Genomic DNA, 17,691 nt, shown 5'->3' with positions numbered 1-17,691 from the left:
TTCTTTATTGCGAAAAATTCAATAATGTAACTTTAACATTTATGGCTCACAAATATTTGTAACTTTATAGCATTAATCCAAAATTTTTAACACATGAAAAAAATTACCTTATTATTTATTTTTTGTTTAGCATTCGCCACAATATCATATGGTCAATGTACTACAAGTACTGGTGGTCAATGGCCAGCATCAGCTGTTACTTTAGCTAATACAGGAGGTGAAGAAGCTATCGCATCTAATAATTGGCCTAACGCCGAATTTTCAGTAATTGAAGGAGTTCAAGTTGGTTCAGACTATACAGTTACCGCTACACCTTCAATGTATATTACTGTTACAAATACTTCTGATGGTACAGTCATAGGCCACGGAGCTGGTAGTGTTTCATTTACCGCTGGATTTGGTGTAACTGGAATTACAATTTTTTGGCATTTAGACGCTGCCTGTGGCACTCAAAACTCAGGGAATACAGTTACTACAATACAATGTACTTCATGTGTTTGTAGTTACACTGTTGCACCAAATTGTGTTACTGAAATTTCACCTGTAGATGCAGATCCATCTGCAACTGTAGGTACTGGAGGTGCTGTAACTTTTGAGTGGAATACAGATCCAGACGCGGAATCTTATGAATTATTTATAAATAACTTTTCTCAAGGATCACGAGAATCTGGAGTTACCTTTACTGGTTTTGACTATGGAACAGCATATACATGGCAAGTGGTACCAACAAATTGTTTTGCAGCAGCTACCGGTTGCGCAACTTGGTCATTTACAACGGAAGCCTGTACTGAAACAGCTGCACCAAGTGTACCAGCAACAGCACCTTCTCCTGCAGATGGAGCTACTGCTGTTGCGATTGAAGCACCAGACGGAACTTATGATTTTAGCTGGACTGACTCAGGAAGCGATAGCGAAAGTTATACTTTAAATATTGGTACATCTAACCCTCCAACAACTCCACTAGAAAATTTCCCTAATGGCGGAACAATTACAGGTTTAGCTGTTAACACTACTTATTTTTGGAGTATTGATGTAACTAATTGTATTGGAACTACCACTGGAACCTCAGTTTGGAGTTTCACAACTGACACAGTTCTTGGCGTTGAAGATAACTTCAATACAAACGAAACTTTTGGTGTTTACCCTAATCCTACTTCTGGTTTATTAAACATTAAATCGTCACAAGATGTTGATAGCGTTACTGTTTTTAACCTATTAGGTCAAAGTGTTGCAAGTTATACTAAAAATGAAATCACTAATTCTTCAATTGATATGTCTGACTTATCACAAGGATTATATTTAGTGAAAATTACTTCAGGAGAGAATACTCAAACAGTAAGAGTAACTAAAGACTAATTATTTTTAGTTTTAAAACATAAAAAGCGGCATTAGCCGCTTTTTTTATTCTCTAGAATTACTTATTAATTAAAAAGTATTACTAAATATTAGTAACCAGCAAACTTAAAATTCAGCATTTGCCTCATGTATCTATATAACTCTGGAAACTGAGATCTAAATTCATTTGGTGTCTCAATAAAATTTTCGAGGAGAACTGCAAAAAATTCAAAATGATTGGTAAATGCGTAAGTTCTAAAGTATTTAGATGCTAGAAGGTTTTTTCTTACATTCTCATTACTTTGCAGATAGGTTATAAGCTCATTAAATCCTTTATTAAATATATGACTACTTATATCCTTGCTTGTTTTAGCATTTAAGTGTATCGCGTGACCAAATTCATGAATACCAAGATTTAGGTTGTCATTTCCTATCTTATAACCATGATTAAAATCTTCCCAAGAAAAAACAATAGCTTTCATTTTTGGATTAGTCTCCCCTTTGTGATAAGCTTCATTAATACTAGAATAATAAACCTTTGGGTAAATAATAACTGTATCAATTAAATCTAATCTATGCTTTTTAAAACCAAAAGTTAACATGGTAGCTGTAGCAGCAACGATAACTTTCATATGATCTGTTACTACAAGTTCTTGTTTTCCTATAAATTTATTTTCATTTATAAAAACAGCTACTCTATGTTCAAAATGTAGTTGCTGACTATCTTTTAACTTATTGTAAAACTCATACTCCTTTTTTAATATAGCTTGCTGTGTTTCGTTTAATATATTCCGCTTCACATAAAGGTGCGTAAACAAGGGCTTACTAAAACGAGAGGCATATAATACTTGAAGAATTTTAAACAATCTATAAAGTATAAAAAGGACAATTATCACAATCCCTATTGGAATCAAATATTTGGATATTAATTGTCTTTCTAAAATTTCTTGCTCTGTTTGTAGCAACATTCAATATCGAATTTTTAATTAAATAAGGTAAAGTTGAAAATAAGGAAACTATTCTAACTTTCATTTTTAATTTAGACAATAATTTTTCAGAATTAAACGCATCAAAACAAATTAGCAATAAACCAACTATTATAGCTTTAATAAGATTAGAGCGTGTTACTAATGTGGTATAATTATTATATTTACGTCAGAATTCTTAAGACAGCATAATTTCCTAATTTTTTCTAATATTATTTTCTATGAAGGTACGTGAACAATTTTTAATCATTTCTGTAATTATTGTTTTAGCAATTGTTGGCTTTGCTTTTATTTGGCAACCGATTTTATGGGCATTCTTATTAGTAGGACCATTGATTATTATGGGTCTTTTTGATATCATGCAAACCTCACACACCATTAGACGTAATTTTCCTTTATTAGGAAGATTTAGATATCTATTAGAGTCTATTCGACCAGAAATTATGCAATATTTTGTGGAAACAGATACTCAAGGAAGACCACTAAATAGAATACTTAGATCTTTAATTTACCGAAGAGCAAAAGGCGAAAATGACACTGAGCCTTTTGGTACGCAAATGGATTTATATCATTCTGGTTACGAATGGCTAGAACATTCTATGTATGCAAAGCAAAACCCGAAGAATATTGGTGAGTTTCCTAGATTAATTATTGGAGGTAAAGATTGTAAACAACCTTACTCATCTAGCTTATTAAACATATCAGCAATGAGTTTTGGCTCACTTAGTAAAAATGCCGTTTTGGCTTTAAACAAAGGTGCAAAAATGGGAAATTTTGCACATAATACTGGCGAAGGTGGAATTAGTAATTATCATTTAGAAAATGGTGGTGATTTGATTTGGCAAGTAGGAACAGGATATTTTGGTTGTAGGAAAGAAGACGGTACGTTTAACGAAGTTACCTTTAGAGAAAACGCGTTAAGACCTGAGGTTAAAATGATAGAAATAAAATTATCTCAAGGTGCAAAACCCGGTCATGGTGGTATTTTACCAGCTTCTAAAAACACTGAAGAGATTGCTAAAATAAGACATGTAAAACCTGGCGTTGCAGTGCATTCTCCACCATCTCATTCTGCTTTTTCCGACCCTATACAGTTTATGTATTTTATAAAGAAACTAAGAGAATTATCTGATGGAAAACCAATAGGTTTTAAGTTATGCTTAGGGAGAAAACAAGAGTTTATGGATTTTTGTGAGGCTATGATACACACTGGCATTCAACCAGATTTTATCAGCGTAGATGGCGGAGAAGGTGGCACAGGTGCCGCGCCAGTAGAATTCTCCAACTCTATGGGAATGCCATTAAGAGAGGGTTTAATTTTTGTTCATGATACTTTGATTGGCTTCGACTTAAGAAAAGATATAAAAGTCATTGTTGCCGGAAAAATAATTACTGGTTTCCATATGGCTCGAGCGATAGCTTTAGGAGCAGACGGTTGTAACAGCGCACGTGCTATGATGTTATCTATTGGATGTATTCAAGCTTTACAATGTAACACTAATACATGTCCCGTTGGTGTGGCAACGCAAAACGCATCCTTAGTAAAAGGCTTAGTAGTAGAAGATAAAGCACCTCGAGCAAAACGTTATCATGAAGCTACAATTCAAAGTTTCCTAGAACTTGTTGCTGCTGCTGGATTGAACAATCCAGGAGAGCTTACAAGAGATCATATTAGCAAAAGAGTTGGCCTATATAATGTACAAACCTATCATGATATTTATCCTCCTATGGAAAAAGGTTCATTACTAAATATTGATACCATACCAGACGATTACAAAAAATTCTTTCAGCTTACAAGAATGATGAAATAGTTAAACTTATAGCATTTTATAGTTAATAAGCATGGTGTCCTTTTTCAAATCGTATCTTTACATAGAACCAGAAAATTATACATCTAATTATAAATTTTATATCAAAACACATCAAAGAATTACTTGAATTCTTTAAAAGCACTAACTTCTCAAAAGCTGTATTAATTAGTGTTGCCGTAACAACGCCAATTGTTTTAGGTATCGTTGTAGATCAACTAGAAATTGGACTTGCCATATGCTTCGGTGCATTTTGGTGCTCTCCAAGCGACATTAGTGGCAACTTAAGACATACACAAATTGGTATTTTATATTCTTCATTAATTGTTGTTTTGATAAGTTTTATTGGTGGATATCTTAATATTTCTAATTACCTACTCTTTCCGGTTTTAGGCACATTAACATTTTGCATAGCCTTTATATCAATTTATGGTTTTAGGGCATCTTTAATTAGTTTCTCTGGTTTACTCGCTCTTGTTTTAAGTTTTGCACACACCTTGGAGACATTAGAAGTCTACCAATACGCATTATTAATTGGTGCTGGAGGTTTATGGTATTTAATATTATCTACAATTTGGTTTTATATTAATCCCAAAGCTCAAACCGAAGAAATCCTAACAGAAATCTTTACTCTCACTGCAGATTTTTTAGATATTAGAAAACAGTTAATTGGCGAACAGCCTAACAGAAGCGACTTACAAGTTCAACTTTTAAATTTACAAAGTGAACTTATAGAGCATCACGAAACATTACGTGAAATTCTAATACTATCAAGAAAAAGCTCAGGGAAATCTAATTACCAAAGTAGGCGTTTGCTTGTTTTTGGGCAGCTTATAGACATTTTAGAAACGGCCATTGCAAATCCTGTTAATTACGATAAAATGGATGATTTCTTTGAAGAGCATCCTATGTTTAAGAATGATTTTCAGAATATCATTTCTAGACTTTCTGAACAACTTAGAAATATTTCTAAAAACCTTAATAAGTCAAAACAATTTTCATCAAATAAAATACTATCTGATTATTTAAAAAGTTTAGACCTTAATATTTCAAAGTTTAAAAATGAAAATGATGTTGAGGCCTACGAGCGTTATTTGATGCTACAGAATTATTTAGATTATCAGAAAAAGCAATTCGAAAAAATTAAAAAGATAAAATGGCTTTTAGGTAATCCTGTTTTAACTTCTGATGATTTTATAAAAAATGATAAGCTTAAACGTTTTATTGTATCTAGAGATTACAATCCAAAAATAATCTTAAGAAACTTAAGTTTTAAATCTACAATTTTTAAACACTCCCTAAGATTAGCTGTAGCCGTTATGCTAGGCTATGCTATTGGCTTGTTCTTCGATTTTCAAAATCCATACTGGATCATTCTTACCATTATTGTTATAATGCGACCAAGTTATGGACTAACCAAGGAGCGATCTAAAGACCGAATTATTGGAACACTTATTGGTGCAGTAATAGCTACAGGTTTAGTTTTTGTAATTAGCGGTCCATATGTATTTGGTGGTCTTGGCGTATTATCTATTGTTGTAGCTTTTTCAATGATTCAAAAGAATTATAAAGCAGCCGCTACATTCATAACATTAAGTGTTATATTAATTTATGGCATCTTAGAACCTAACATTATCAGCGTTATTAAATTTAGAGTTATTGATACTTTAATAGGCGCAGTTATTTCCTATACTGCAATGCGTTGGCTTTGGCCTGCATGGTCTTTCATGGAGATAGGAGACCATATAAAAGACAGTGTAAAAGGAAACACAGAGTTCTTTAAATCAATCAGTAAATTTTATATTAATAAAGGCCCAATTCCTACAAGCTTAAAAATTAATAGAAAGGAAGCTTTTTTGCAAATGTCTAATTTGAGTTCTGCTTTCCAACGTATGGCTCAAGAGCCAGAGTCTAAACAAAACCATATTGATGATATTTACCAACTTGTAGTAATAAACCATAGCTTTTTAGCATCACTAGCATCGTTAAGTACATTTTTCCAAAATAATAGTACTGCTAAAGCCTCTGAGGATTTTAAAATTATTTCAGAAAAAATAAACCATAACCTAGATAAAGCTTGCTCGCATCTAAAGGAAATTAATTTTGAAGATTTTAAACAAAATTTAGTAACTTTTAAACCAGAGCCTTTTATATTTCCCGTTAATCAAATTACTAATGAAGGCGCCATTCAATTAGGTAACGAAAGTACTCATAAAGAAGCCCACTTGGTTTGGGAACAACTTTACTGGCTACATTCCTTAAGTAAAAAAATGCTAAAGCTAACTTTTAAATTTTCACATTAAAAACTATGAAAACCATGAAATCAGCACTTATACTATCTGCTATAGTAATTGTATTGTCTTACTTTGCTTCTATTACATATAAAGATAAAATATCTGAGAAGTCTAAAAACAACCTCACAAAGGTTGAGAACAAATCATCTTCAAATTACACAATTAAAAACACATATAAACTCCCTAAATCGCTTAACGAAATTAGTGGTATTGTATGGCTTAGCTCTAATATGTTTGCTTGTGTTGAAGACGAATCTGGTACAGTTTTCATTTACAACACTAAAGAACAAACTATTACAAAAGAAATAAAATTTGCTGGTAAAGGTGATTATGAAGCTATTGCCATAAATGATAATGACGCTTACATTCTAAGAAGTGATGGATTAATATATGAAGTTAAAAATTATGATTCAGAAAATCTTGAAACCTCTAAAATTGCAACCTCTTTTAAACAATACAATAACATGGAAAGTTTAACTTTAGATAGAGGGAATGACCAATTACTCATCACACCAAAAGATTACGACTTCGGAAAAAAACATATTAAAAGTATCTACAAAATTCCGCTTAGCTCTAAAAAAATGGACGCCAATCCTATCATTAATATTGATTTAAAAGCAAACATTCTAGAAGACTTTAAGAAAAAGAAAATTCGTGAGACATTAAGTCCTTCTGATATTGCAGTGCACCCTAAAACGAAGGATATCTATGTAATAGATGGCAGAAACCCGAAACTTCTAATTCTTAATTCAGAAGGCGAAATAAAAGATGTTTTTGAATTAGATAAACACAAATTTGCGCAACCAGAAGGTATAACTTTTAGCACTGATGGCCGTTTATTTATTTCTAACGAAGCCAATAAAGAAGAGGCTAATATTTTAGAGGTTGAGCTGAAATAGATAGTAAAGCAGCCTCATATGATTTTTAAGCCGCTTAAAACACTTGTTTTGAAAATCAAAAAGTTGCACTTACAAATTCAAGCGAGCTTATACTACGTCTTTTTTTTAAACAAAACGAAGTTATAAAGGATTGCTACGCATCCTCTTTAGCTCCGCTTTGAAAATCAAAAAGTTGCACTTACAAATTCAAGCGAGCTTGATTTGACGTGCAACTTTTTGATTTATTCGTGACCGCGAGAGGATTCGAACCTCCAACCCTCAGAGCCGAAATCTGATATTCTATCCAGTTGAACTACGCAGCCATAATTCCTGTTAAAACAGGAATCCTATTCTTGTATTTTAAGACAACTTAGCTTTAACAATATTAGAAATAGTTTTCCCATCAGCTTGTCCTGCTAATTTCTTATTTACTATTCCCATAACTTTTCCCATATCTTTCATGCCTTCTGCACCAACTGCAGCAATGGTTTTCATTACTTCAACAGTTATCTTCTCTTCAGATAGTTGCTCTGGTAAAAACTGGCTTATAACCTCTGCTTGTGCCAATTCTGGCTCTGCTAAATCATTTCTGTTTTGATCTGCAAAAATCGCAGCACTATCCTTTCTTTGTTTTACTAATTTAGATAAGATTTTTATTTCGTCTTCTTCTGATAACTCAGCTTCAGAACCGGAAGTCTTAGCTAATAATATCTCTGACTTTACAGCTCTCAATGCAGCTAAAGCTGTTTGATTTTTTTCCTTCATTGCTGCTTTCATCGCAGTCATTATATCTACTTGTAAACTCATATTTTTATTCTTTATTTAAGAAGTTCAAAGATACTAAAAACTTTCGCTTAAGGTCGTTTAGAAAAGCGTGAATAAACAAAAAGCCCAAAAAGTTTGAGGGACTTTTTAGGCTTGACTTTAGTGTTTCTACACAATAGCTCAATTTGCTATTAATCTACGTTATCGTGTAAAAATGAATTATTACTTCTTAATTGAATATCGTCATTTTCATCCGTTCCTACTGACATTCTTGAAGCTTTAGTTTCAGAAGAATGCTGCGCATCTTCTAAATTTACACCTTGTCTTTTGTAAGCAGGTTCTTTTTCAATCTCATCTATTTTAGCTTTATTAAATTTATAGTTGAAATCTTTCATACTTCTTCTACGATCATCAGCACGAGCTATTAATAAATCTGAGATAGGACTGTTCATAGGATCAATCTCTTCCTCAGTAATTTCTTTAGGCTCATTTATATGAAGCGTTTTCTTCTCAAAAACAATCTCCTCCTTTACTTCGGTTCCTTCGTTTTTTGTATTAATAGACGATTCAAATGTTTCAAAATCATCTAAAGCATAACGCTTTTCAACTTGCTCGTTAACTTCCGCTACAGAAATAACTTCAACCGGCTCCTTAACATCTATATCTTTTACTTCTTCTTCTAAGCTAAAAAACATTTTTTCTTCCTCAGCTTTTGGCTCTTCAGCTTCTACTTCAGTTTTTTTATTTGCTAACGGCAAATCAAAAGAAAATGTAATTTGTTCTTCTGAGGTTTCTTCTATTCTTTCCGCTTTGTTTACAATTGGCGTAATAATAAAATCTTCTGGCTCTATTGTTGGTTCTTGTTCAATTACGGCTACTGGCTCAATGATCTCTGGTTTAGCATCTAAAACCTCATCGTAAACAACATTTATATTTTTAATAATATCTGTAGTTTCAATTAAGTTAGTACCACTATTATTTTCAACTTTAGTTACAACTTTAACCTCCTCTACATCTTCTTCTAAAGTATGACGAACAACTGGTTCTGGTTTTTCTACTTCTAAAACAATATCTGGTGTCACAATTGCTGGCTCCTTGTCTGGAACATTGGTTTCAGTGGTTTCCCCTAACGCATGAATTACTTTTTTAGTCTCTGTATTAGAAATTTCATTTTGCTGATCTAAATCAAAACCCGTAGCAATAATAGTTACAGAAATAGATTCTTGTAACTCTTCATCTTCACCAACACCCATAATTATGTTAGCTCCAAATCCAGCTTCAGTTTGAATATGATCATTAATTTCTCCAATCTCATCAATTGTAATTTCTTGAGAACCAGAAACGATTAGCAACAATACGTTTTTAGCTCCTGTGATTTTATTATCGTTGAGTAATGGCGAATCTAAAGCACTCATAATAGCTTCTTGTGCTCTGGTTTGTCCAGACGCTGTAGCAGAACCCATTATTGCTGTACCACTATTACTTAATACCGTTTTAGCATCACGTAAATCAATATTCTGTGTGTAGTGATGTGTTATAACTTCTGCTATTCCGCGAGATGCTGTAGATAATACTTCATCTGCTTTAGAGAAACCAGCTTTAAACCCAAGGTTTCCATAGACTTCACGAAGCTTATTGTTATTTATAACCACTAAAGAATCTACATGAGAACGTAATTTCTCAATACCACGTTGTGCTTGTGCATTACGCATTTTTCCTTCAAACTGAAACGGCATTGTTACAATACCGACCGTAAGAATATCTAACTCTTTAGCCATTTTTGCAATAATTGGCGCAGCACCTGTTCCTGTTCCTCCACCCATTCCTGCAGTGATAAATACCATTTTAGTATTAGTATCTAACATTCTACGGATATCTTCTAAACTTTCAATAGCTGCCTCTTCTCCAACATCTGGGTTGGCACCTGCACCTAATCCTTCTGTTAAAGCTACACCTAATTGAATTTTGTTAGGAACTCCACTGTTTTGAAGTGCTTGTGAATCTGTGTTACAGATTACAAAATCAACACCTTTAATACCTTGCTGAAACATGTGATTGATGGCGTTGCTTCCACCTCCTCCGACACCAATTACCTTGATGACATTAGATTGATGTTTTGGCAAATCAAATGAAATGTTTCCAAATTCGTTGCTGTTACTCATTTTAATTGTAATTATGGGTTTTCAATTTTATTTTAATACTGTATTAGATAATTTGAATGCGCTTATTCCGCATTATCCAAAAAATCTTTTACGCGTTCTGTTAATTTATCTAAGAATGAACGACGCTCTCTTGTTGGTTCCTCTGGTTTAACTTCAACCTCTGGTTCCTCTACTTCTTCTGCTATATTCTCAATAATCAACTCTTCTTCTATTGCTTCTGCTTTTTTACGTTCTTGACGTTTTAAACCGTCCATCACTAAACCTACAGCTGTTGCATAAAGTGGACTTGCTATATCTTCATCACTATCGCCTGCTAAATGCTCATTTGGATAGCCAATTCTAGTATCCATACCTGTAATATATTCTACTAATTGCTTTAGGTGCTTTAATTGGCTTCCTCCACCAGTTAAAACAATACCACCAATAAGTTTTTTCTTTTGCTCCTCGTGACCGTAATTTTTTATTTCAACAAAAACTTGCTCAATAATTTCCACAACTCTAGCGTGGATAATTTTAGACAAATTCTTTAATGTGATCTCTTTTGGCTCTCTTCCTCTTAATCCAGGAATAGATACAATCTCATTATCCTTATTTTCTCCTGGCCATGCTGACCCAAACTTCACTTTTAAAAGCTCAGCTTGTTTTTCGATTATTGAACAGCCTTCTTTGATATCTTCAGTAATTACATTTCCACCAAAAGGAATTACAGCTGTATGACGAATAATACCATCTTTAAAAACAGCCAAATCCGTTGTTCCACCTCCTATATCAATTAATGCTACACCAGCTTCTTTTTCTTCTCTGCTTAACACTGCATTTGCAGACGCTAAAGGTTCTAAAGTGATGCCTTCTAATTCTAAACCAGAACTTTTAATACATCTTCCTATATTTCTGATAGATGATACTTGACCAACTACCACATGAAAATTAGCTTCTAATCGTCCACCATACATCCCTATTGGTTCCGTAATTTCGGCTTGACCATCAATCTTAAATTCTTGAGGTAATACATGAATAATTTCTTCACCTGGAAGCATTACTAATTTATGCACCTGATTGATTAAACGATCAATATCATCTTCATCAATAACGATATCAGAATTTGGACGCGTTATGTAATCGCTATGTTGTAAACTACGTATATGCTGACCAGCAATACCAACCGTTACTTCTTCAATTTTCTCTGCAGCTGCCGCTTCTGCCTCTTGAACCGCTTGTTGTATAGACTGAATCGTTTGGGTAATATTATTTACCACACCACGATGCACTCCCATACTTTTAGCCTTACCTAAGCCTAAAATCTCAACTTTATCATACTCGTTTTTGCGACCAATCATGGCCACAATTTTTGTGGTTCCTATATCTAGACCTACCGAAATGTTTTGTTTGTCCATAGTTTACTTTTTGGTGCAAATCACTTGTTTATCAAATTTTAAATTTACTAATGCATAGCTATCCAAAATTTGGTCTTTAAAAGCCTTTTGATAAAACGCTTTAAAATTATTTATCTTTTTTTCGAGCTGATTTAAAGTTCCTACGTGAACCGTAAAATCACTTTTTCGAATTTTAAAATCGATTGTATTATCGTCGTTTTGACGAATCTCAATGACATGTTTCTTTAAGAAATCATCTTCATCTACAATTTTTGCAAATTGAAAGACAGTTTGAAGCTTATTTTTCTTAATATTTCCAGTAACAAGTGGCACTCTTGCAGCGTAATTATAAGACAGAGGCATAAATCCACCTTCATCGTCTATATAATAAGACGCATTTGTGTTCACTCTTGCGATAGGTCGTTTCTGTTCAATTTCGGCTGAAAGTGTACCGTTTACTGACATAAACACTTCCGCTTGCTTGATCATTGGATTAGATTTCAGGGCAGATTCTAATTCATTCAAATCTATAATATCTTTAGGCTGCTTTGAAACAGGTTCTAAATTTTGTATTAACAATTTACTAACATTCGATTCTGTTATAAATAATTTGTTTTCGCCCAAGAATTTTATGCTTGGTTCTCCAACAATTCTATTCTTATTTCTTTGATTTGAAAACGCAAACAAAAAACCAACCAACAGAATTAATACAATGATTTTTATGTAGTTGTAATTAATTTTCAACATAGAACGCTTCTTTTATATGTTTAACTTCAGCTCCTATATCTCCTGCTCCAATAGTTAACACAATTTGAGCATCAGATTTATTAATTTCATCAATTATTTCTGATTTTTGAATTAGTTTTTTATTCGGGTTTTCAATCTTTTCTAAAAGCCATTTTGAGGTTATACCTTCAATTGGTAATTCTCTTGCAGGATAAATATCTAACAACAATAATTGATCGAAATTTGAAAGACTTTCTGCAAATCCATCTACAAAATCTTGTGTTCTACTAAATAAGTGCGGTTGAAAAACTGCCAACACCTTTTTATCTGGATACATTTCTCTTACGGCTTGATGCACTGCTTTAATTTCCTCAGGATGATGCGCATAATCATCTATAAAAACAAAATCATTGGTTTTTATATGATATGTAAATCTGCGTTTTACACCTTTGTAAGTTTCTAACCCAATAGCCAAATCACTATACGAACAACCATACTCAACAGCCATAGCTAAAGCAATAATGGCGTTAGATAAATTGTGCCTTCCTGGCAAACTAAATTTGAAACCTTTTTGAATGCCTTTTGGTGTTTTTACATCAAAAATATAGCTGCCATTTTCTATTGAAATGTTCAGCGCACTATAATCTGAATCATCTTCAACACCATAAGTAATGCCTTTTAAAGGCAATCCATTTTTTACAAATAGTTTTCCGTTAGGTTTTATACACGCTGTAAAATCTTTAAACGTTTTTACGAGCTCTTCTGCATTTCCGTAAATATCTAAATGGTCTGCATCCATTGACGTGATGCATGCAAAATCTGGCGACAAGGTTAAAAACGAACGATCAAATTCATCTGCCTCCACAACTGTAACGTCTGTTCCGTTAAGAATTAAATTAGAATTATAATTCTCACTAATGCCACCTAAAAAAGCCGTAACAGGTACATTACATGTATTTAATAAATGACCTAAAATACTTGTCGTTGTTGTTTTACCATGCGTACCAGCAACTGCCAAACAAACGGTTTGCTTTGTGATTTCGCCTAAAACTGCTGAACGTTTTAAAACACTGAAACCATTATCTTTAAAATAATTAAATTCCGAATGACTTTTAGGAATCGCAGGTGTATAAACCACCAATGTGTTTTCAGGATTTAAAAATTCTGAATCAATGTGTTCTGCGTTATCTTCAAAATGGATTTGAACACCTAAAGCCTCAAGCGACTTAGTGATTTCAGTTGGTGTTTTATCATAACCAGCCACCTGATTACCGTTGGCTACAAAATAACGCGCAATAGCACTCATTCCGATGCCTCCTATGCCAATGAAATAAACACTAGAAGCCCATCCCAAACCCTTCCCATTAGGAAGGGCTTTTTCACGGTTGCTAATATGTTCGTTATCCATGTTCATTCTTGTAATTCCTATTTTTGACTCTTACATTTTGACGCGTCTCAGTTTCTTCCCTTAGGGAAGATTAAGATGGGCCATTTAATAATTTTTCCACCTCATCCACAATATCATTTGTGGCATTAACTAATGCTAAGGCTTCAATATGTTTACTTAATTCTTTTTGTTTGTCTTCGTTTGAAATCAATGCAGAAAATTCATTTTGAAAATCAGCATCTAAATCTTTTTCTCGTATTAAAATCGCTGCGCCTTTATCTGCAACCGACTTTGCATTTTTTGTCTGATGGTCTTCTGCCACATTTGGCGACGGAATAAAAATGACAGGCTTACCAACAATGCATAATTCTGAAACCGAAATTGCTCCTGCTCTAGAAATTATAACATCTGCAGCTGCATAAGCCAAATCCATTTGATTTAAAAACGCATGTACTTGCACTCTATCTAAATCATTGTATTGTTTATACTGATTGTAATACAATTTTCCGCATTGCCATATCACTTGGATATCTTGTGTTTCAAAAAACTCAATATTAGCTTCAATTAATTGATTGATACGTCTTGCTCCTAAACTTCCACCTAATACTAAAAGTGTTTTTTTATTATGCTTTAACGTAAAGGCATCTTTACCTTCTATCTGTTTATTTTTTACTTCCAATAAATCCTTACGAATGGGATTTCCTGTCAGCTTTACTTTCTCTTTAGGAAAAAACCGCTCTAAACCATCATAAGCCACACAAATGGTATTCACTTTTTTTCCTAGTAACTTATTTGTGATACCAGGAAATGAATTCTGCTCTTGAATTAAACTCGGAATTCCTTTTGAAGAAGCCACTTGTAATAATGGACCACTTGCAAAACCACCTGTTCCGATAACGGCATCTGGCTTGAATGTCTTTATGATTTTTCGAGATTTTAAAAGACTTGAAATCAATTTAAATGGAAAGGCTAAATTCTTTAAGGTTAATTTTCTTTGAATTCCAGAAATCCATAACCCGTCAATTTTATAACCAGCTTGAGGCACCTTATCCATTTCCATTCTATCTGAAGCACCAACAAAAAGAAACTCAGCATTAGGATAGCGCGACTTTAACTCGTCCGCAATTGCAACCGCAGGGTAAATATGTCCTCCTGTCCCACCTCCTGATAATATGAATTTATATGGCTTCAAATTTTAATTTCTATTTTTTTAGTCTTTAGTCTTTTGTCTTATTTCTTTATCCTTAACTCTCTTTACTAACCTCTTTTCTGTGTATCTAAATCGCTTCGCTTAAAATGGCTAATGGATTATCTTCTGCTTCTTCTTGTTCTTTTAGCTCTTCGCGTTTAGCACTAACACTCAGAATAATTCCAATTGCCATACAGGTCATCCAAATTGATGTTCCACCACTACTAATTAACGGTAATGTCTGACCAGTAACTGGGAATAACTCCACAGCAACTGCCATATTAATTAAGGCTTGAAATACAATTGGTAACCCAACACCTAAGACCAATAATTTACCAAATATGGAATCTGATTTATGGCTCACTACCACAATTCTAAATAACAACCACATATATAAAAACAGAATAAAAATGCCACCAAACAAACCGTATTCCTCGATGATTATGGCGAAAATAAAATCTGAAGACGATTGTGGCAAAAAGTTCTTCTGTATGCTTTTACCTGGTCCTAAAGGTGTAATTCCTGTTGCAATAGCAATTTTTGCTTTTTCAATTTGGTAATCCGCTTCGGTGTCTTCTCCGTTTGTAAAATTTTCAATTCTACTCATCCACGTATCTACTCTATTTGGCATAGCTTCTGGAAATGCTTTTGCTACCAATATAAAAATAGCTAAGGCCGCAATACCAGATACTATCATTAACGCCAAATATTTTAATGGATAACCACCAATAAATGCCAACATCATAATCATTGTAAATATGATGGCTGTTGTTGAAAAATTAGCAGGAAGTATTAAAATTAGAATCAGAAAGATTGGTGTCCAAAGTGGTAAAATAGTTTCCTTAAACTTAATCTCCTTGTCTCTTATTTTAGATAAATATCTAGCCACATAAACCATTAACACTACAGACGCTAACGTTGATGTTTGAAAGGACATATTCACTATAGGAATCTGAATCCAACGACTTGCATTTGCGCCATCAATAGTAGTGCCTTGAAGCATTGTTATCAGTAACAAAACAAACACAATCGGAATCATTACCATAGACAAGCCACGGAAATATTTGTAAGGCACTTTGTGTACCCCAAACATAATAACAAAGCCCAATAACAAATGCATAAAGTGTTTTACCAACAAGGAAAACGTATTGGTATGCCCAGCATTAGCTAAGTTACTTGCAGCACTATAAACAGGCATAAACGAGAATATAGCCAACAACGCGACTATAGCCCAAATGGCTTTATCTCCTTTTATTTGTTTGAATATGTTTTGCATTTTCCGCTTTGTCTTTCCTGCGTAGGCAGGAATCTAATTGTTTACCTTATTCTGGATTCCTGCGTTCGCAGGAATGACTACATTTTATAAATTTCTAACCGCATTTTTAAATTGACGACCTCTGTCTTCATAATTTTCGAACAAATCAAAACTAGCACACGCAGGCGACAACAATACATTATCTCCAGCATCAGCCAATTTGTAAGCTATTTTCACAGCTTCACTCATATACTCCGTTTCAATAATAACATCTACCATTTTTCCAAATGCATCCATAAGCTTAGCATTATCTGTACCTAAACAAATAATCGCTTTTACTTTTTCATTTACAAACGGAAACAACTCTTTATAGTCGTTACCTTTATCTACACCTCCAACAATCCAAACCGTTGGTGCATCCATACTTTCTAAAGCAAAATAAGTAGCATTTACGTTGGTCGCTTTTGAATCATTAATGTATTGCACCTTATTAATCTTTAGAACATTTTCTAAACGATGCTCTACACCCTGAAAATTCTCTAAACTCTCGCGTATAGTTTGCTTTCTAATTTTAAGTAAATGTGCCACAGTAGAAGCTGCCATTGCATTCTTCACGTTGTGTTTTCCTTCTAGTGCTAAATTTTCTGTTGGCATAGTGATTTTATTATTATCTATTGTTATTATTATATTGTTATTGTCTAAATATGCGCCTTGCTCCATAACTCGCGTTAATGAAAAAGGCAATTTTTTTGATTGAATTTGATGCGTTTTCATGTACTCCACAATAACGTCATCATCTGCATCGTAAATGAAATAATCATCTTCTGTTTGATTCTCTACCACTCTAAATTTTGAAGCGATATAGTTTTCAAACTTATAATCGTATCTATCTAAATGGTCTGGTGTAATATTCGTTAGAATCGCAATTTTTGGTTTAAAATCGATGATATCATCTAATTGAAAACTGCTAATCTCCAACACGTAGTTATCATGATTTTTTTCTAAAATTTGCTTCGCGAAACTGTCGCCTATATTCCCAGCTAAACCCACATCTAAATCTTGATGCAACAAATGATGTGTTAACGTTGCCGTTGTGGTTTTACCATTACTACCTGTAATTGCAACCAAAGTTGCTTCTGTAAATTTTGAAGCAAATTCAATTTCTGAAACCACTTTAATTCCGGCTTCACGAATCTGTTTTATCAAAGCCACTTTATCTGGAATACCAGGACTTTTCATGATGATGTCTGCATTCAGAATTTTTGATTCCGTATGCTGTTCATCTTCAAATTCAATCTCATTATTTAAAAGAACGTCTTTATACTTGTCTTTAATTTTTCCTTTGTCTGATACAAAAACCTTATATCCATTTGCTTTTCCTAAAAGCGCTGTTCCTACACCACTTTCTCCTCCACCAAGAATTACTAATCGAAGCCCCTTCCTGAATCCTTCCCCAGAAGGGAAGGACCTCTTACTCTGCTGGTTATTTGTTGCTTCGTTCATTACTTTCCTTTTTGTCATTCCTGCGACGAC

General features: G+C 33.5%; 13 protein-coding genes and 1 tRNA gene. 4 read left to right on the top strand and 10 right to left on the bottom strand.

Going from position 1 to position 17,691, the window contains the following annotated elements; genetic code table 11:
- The first annotated feature begins 93 nt into the window (after window positions 1-93).
- On the top strand, window positions 94-1,356 hold the full coding sequence (locus ACJBCC_RS12605) for a T9SS type A sorting domain-containing protein (RefSeq protein ID WP_407557362.1): 1,263 nt from the start codon (window positions 94-96) through the stop codon (window positions 1,354-1,356).
- 89 nt (window positions 1,357-1,445) lie between these two features.
- Here the strand turns inward: ACJBCC_RS12605 and ACJBCC_RS12600 are convergent, their stop codons facing one another.
- Window positions 1,446-2,135, bottom strand: a complete 690-nt coding sequence (locus ACJBCC_RS12600; RefSeq protein WP_299101871.1) for a zinc-dependent peptidase — start codon at window positions 2,133-2,135, stop codon at window positions 1,446-1,448.
- 407 nt (window positions 2,136-2,542) lie between these two features.
- Here ACJBCC_RS12600 and ACJBCC_RS12595 point away from each other — a divergent pair, with 407 nt between their 5' ends.
- The 3 genes from ACJBCC_RS12595 (at window position 2,543) to ACJBCC_RS12585 (ending at window position 7,322) form a co-directional block, all read left to right on the top strand.
- Window positions 2,543-4,132, top strand: a complete 1,590-nt coding sequence (locus ACJBCC_RS12595; RefSeq protein ID WP_299101873.1) for an FMN-binding glutamate synthase family protein — start codon at window positions 2,543-2,545, stop codon at window positions 4,130-4,132.
- A 329-nt stretch (window positions 4,133-4,461) separates the two neighbouring features.
- The gene (locus ACJBCC_RS12590; protein ID WP_407557361.1) at window positions 4,462-6,432 is read left to right on the top strand and encodes an FUSC family membrane protein; all 1,971 of its coding nucleotides are present in this window, start codon (window positions 4,462-4,464) and stop codon (window positions 6,430-6,432) included.
- 14 nt (window positions 6,433-6,446) lie between these two features.
- The gene (locus ACJBCC_RS12585) at window positions 6,447-7,322 is read left to right on the top strand and encodes an SdiA-regulated domain-containing protein (protein WP_299101875.1); all 876 of its coding nucleotides are present in this window, start codon (window positions 6,447-6,449) and stop codon (window positions 7,320-7,322) included.
- Window positions 7,323-7,550: 228 nt separating this feature from the next.
- Here ACJBCC_RS12585 and ACJBCC_RS12580 read toward each other — a convergent pair.
- The 9 genes from ACJBCC_RS12580 to murD form a co-directional block, all read right to left on the bottom strand.
- Window positions 7,551-7,624: transfer RNA gene (locus ACJBCC_RS12580), tRNA-Arg, on the bottom strand.
- Between the two features lie 37 nt (window positions 7,625-7,661).
- The gene (locus tag ACJBCC_RS12575) at window positions 7,662-8,108 is read right to left on the bottom strand and encodes a GatB/YqeY domain-containing protein (protein ID WP_299101876.1); all 447 of its coding nucleotides are present in this window, start codon (window positions 8,106-8,108) and stop codon (window positions 7,662-7,664) included.
- Window positions 8,109-8,257: 149 nt separating this feature from the next.
- On the bottom strand, window positions 8,258-10,228 hold the full coding sequence (gene ftsZ, locus ACJBCC_RS12570; protein ID WP_407557360.1) for a cell division protein FtsZ: 1,971 nt from the start codon (window positions 10,226-10,228) through the stop codon (window positions 8,258-8,260).
- Between the two features lie 62 nt (window positions 10,229-10,290).
- Complete coding sequence (gene ftsA, locus ACJBCC_RS12565; RefSeq protein ID WP_299101879.1) at window positions 10,291-11,622, bottom strand: cell division protein FtsA; 1,332 nt, start codon at window positions 11,620-11,622, stop codon at window positions 10,291-10,293.
- Window positions 11,623-11,625: 3 nt separating this feature from the next.
- Window positions 11,626-12,348 (bottom strand): cell division protein FtsQ/DivIB, encoded by a 723-nt coding sequence (locus ACJBCC_RS12560; RefSeq protein WP_407557359.1) that lies wholly within the window; start codon window positions 12,346-12,348, stop codon window positions 11,626-11,628.
- Window positions 12,335-13,741 (bottom strand): UDP-N-acetylmuramate--L-alanine ligase, encoded by a 1,407-nt coding sequence (gene murC, locus ACJBCC_RS12555; RefSeq protein ID WP_407557358.1) that lies wholly within the window; start codon window positions 13,739-13,741, stop codon window positions 12,335-12,337. The genes ACJBCC_RS12560 and murC overlap by 14 nt, the downstream gene beginning before the upstream one ends.
- A gap of 64 nt (window positions 13,742-13,805) precedes the next feature.
- Window positions 13,806-14,906, bottom strand: a complete 1,101-nt coding sequence (gene murG, locus ACJBCC_RS12550) for an undecaprenyldiphospho-muramoylpentapeptide beta-N-acetylglucosaminyltransferase (RefSeq protein ID WP_407557357.1) — start codon at window positions 14,904-14,906, stop codon at window positions 13,806-13,808.
- 85 nt (window positions 14,907-14,991) lie between these two features.
- Window positions 14,992-16,179: an FtsW/RodA/SpoVE family cell cycle protein gene (locus tag ACJBCC_RS12545; RefSeq protein WP_407557356.1), complete on the bottom strand. Its 1,188-nt coding sequence runs from the start codon at window positions 16,177-16,179 to the stop codon at window positions 14,992-14,994.
- 84 nt (window positions 16,180-16,263) lie between these two features.
- Window positions 16,264-17,661, bottom strand: a complete 1,398-nt coding sequence (murD, locus tag ACJBCC_RS12540) for a UDP-N-acetylmuramoyl-L-alanine--D-glutamate ligase (RefSeq protein WP_407557355.1) — start codon at window positions 17,659-17,661, stop codon at window positions 16,264-16,266.
- Between the last annotated feature and the right edge of the window lie 30 nt (window positions 17,662-17,691).

Source organism: Winogradskyella sp. 4-2091 (genome assembly GCF_045765065.1).
GTDB lineage: Bacteria > Bacteroidota > Bacteroidia > Flavobacteriales > Flavobacteriaceae > Winogradskyella.
Note: the sequence above shows the minus strand (reverse complement) of the source record. Positions and strands in the feature narration are given on the sequence as shown.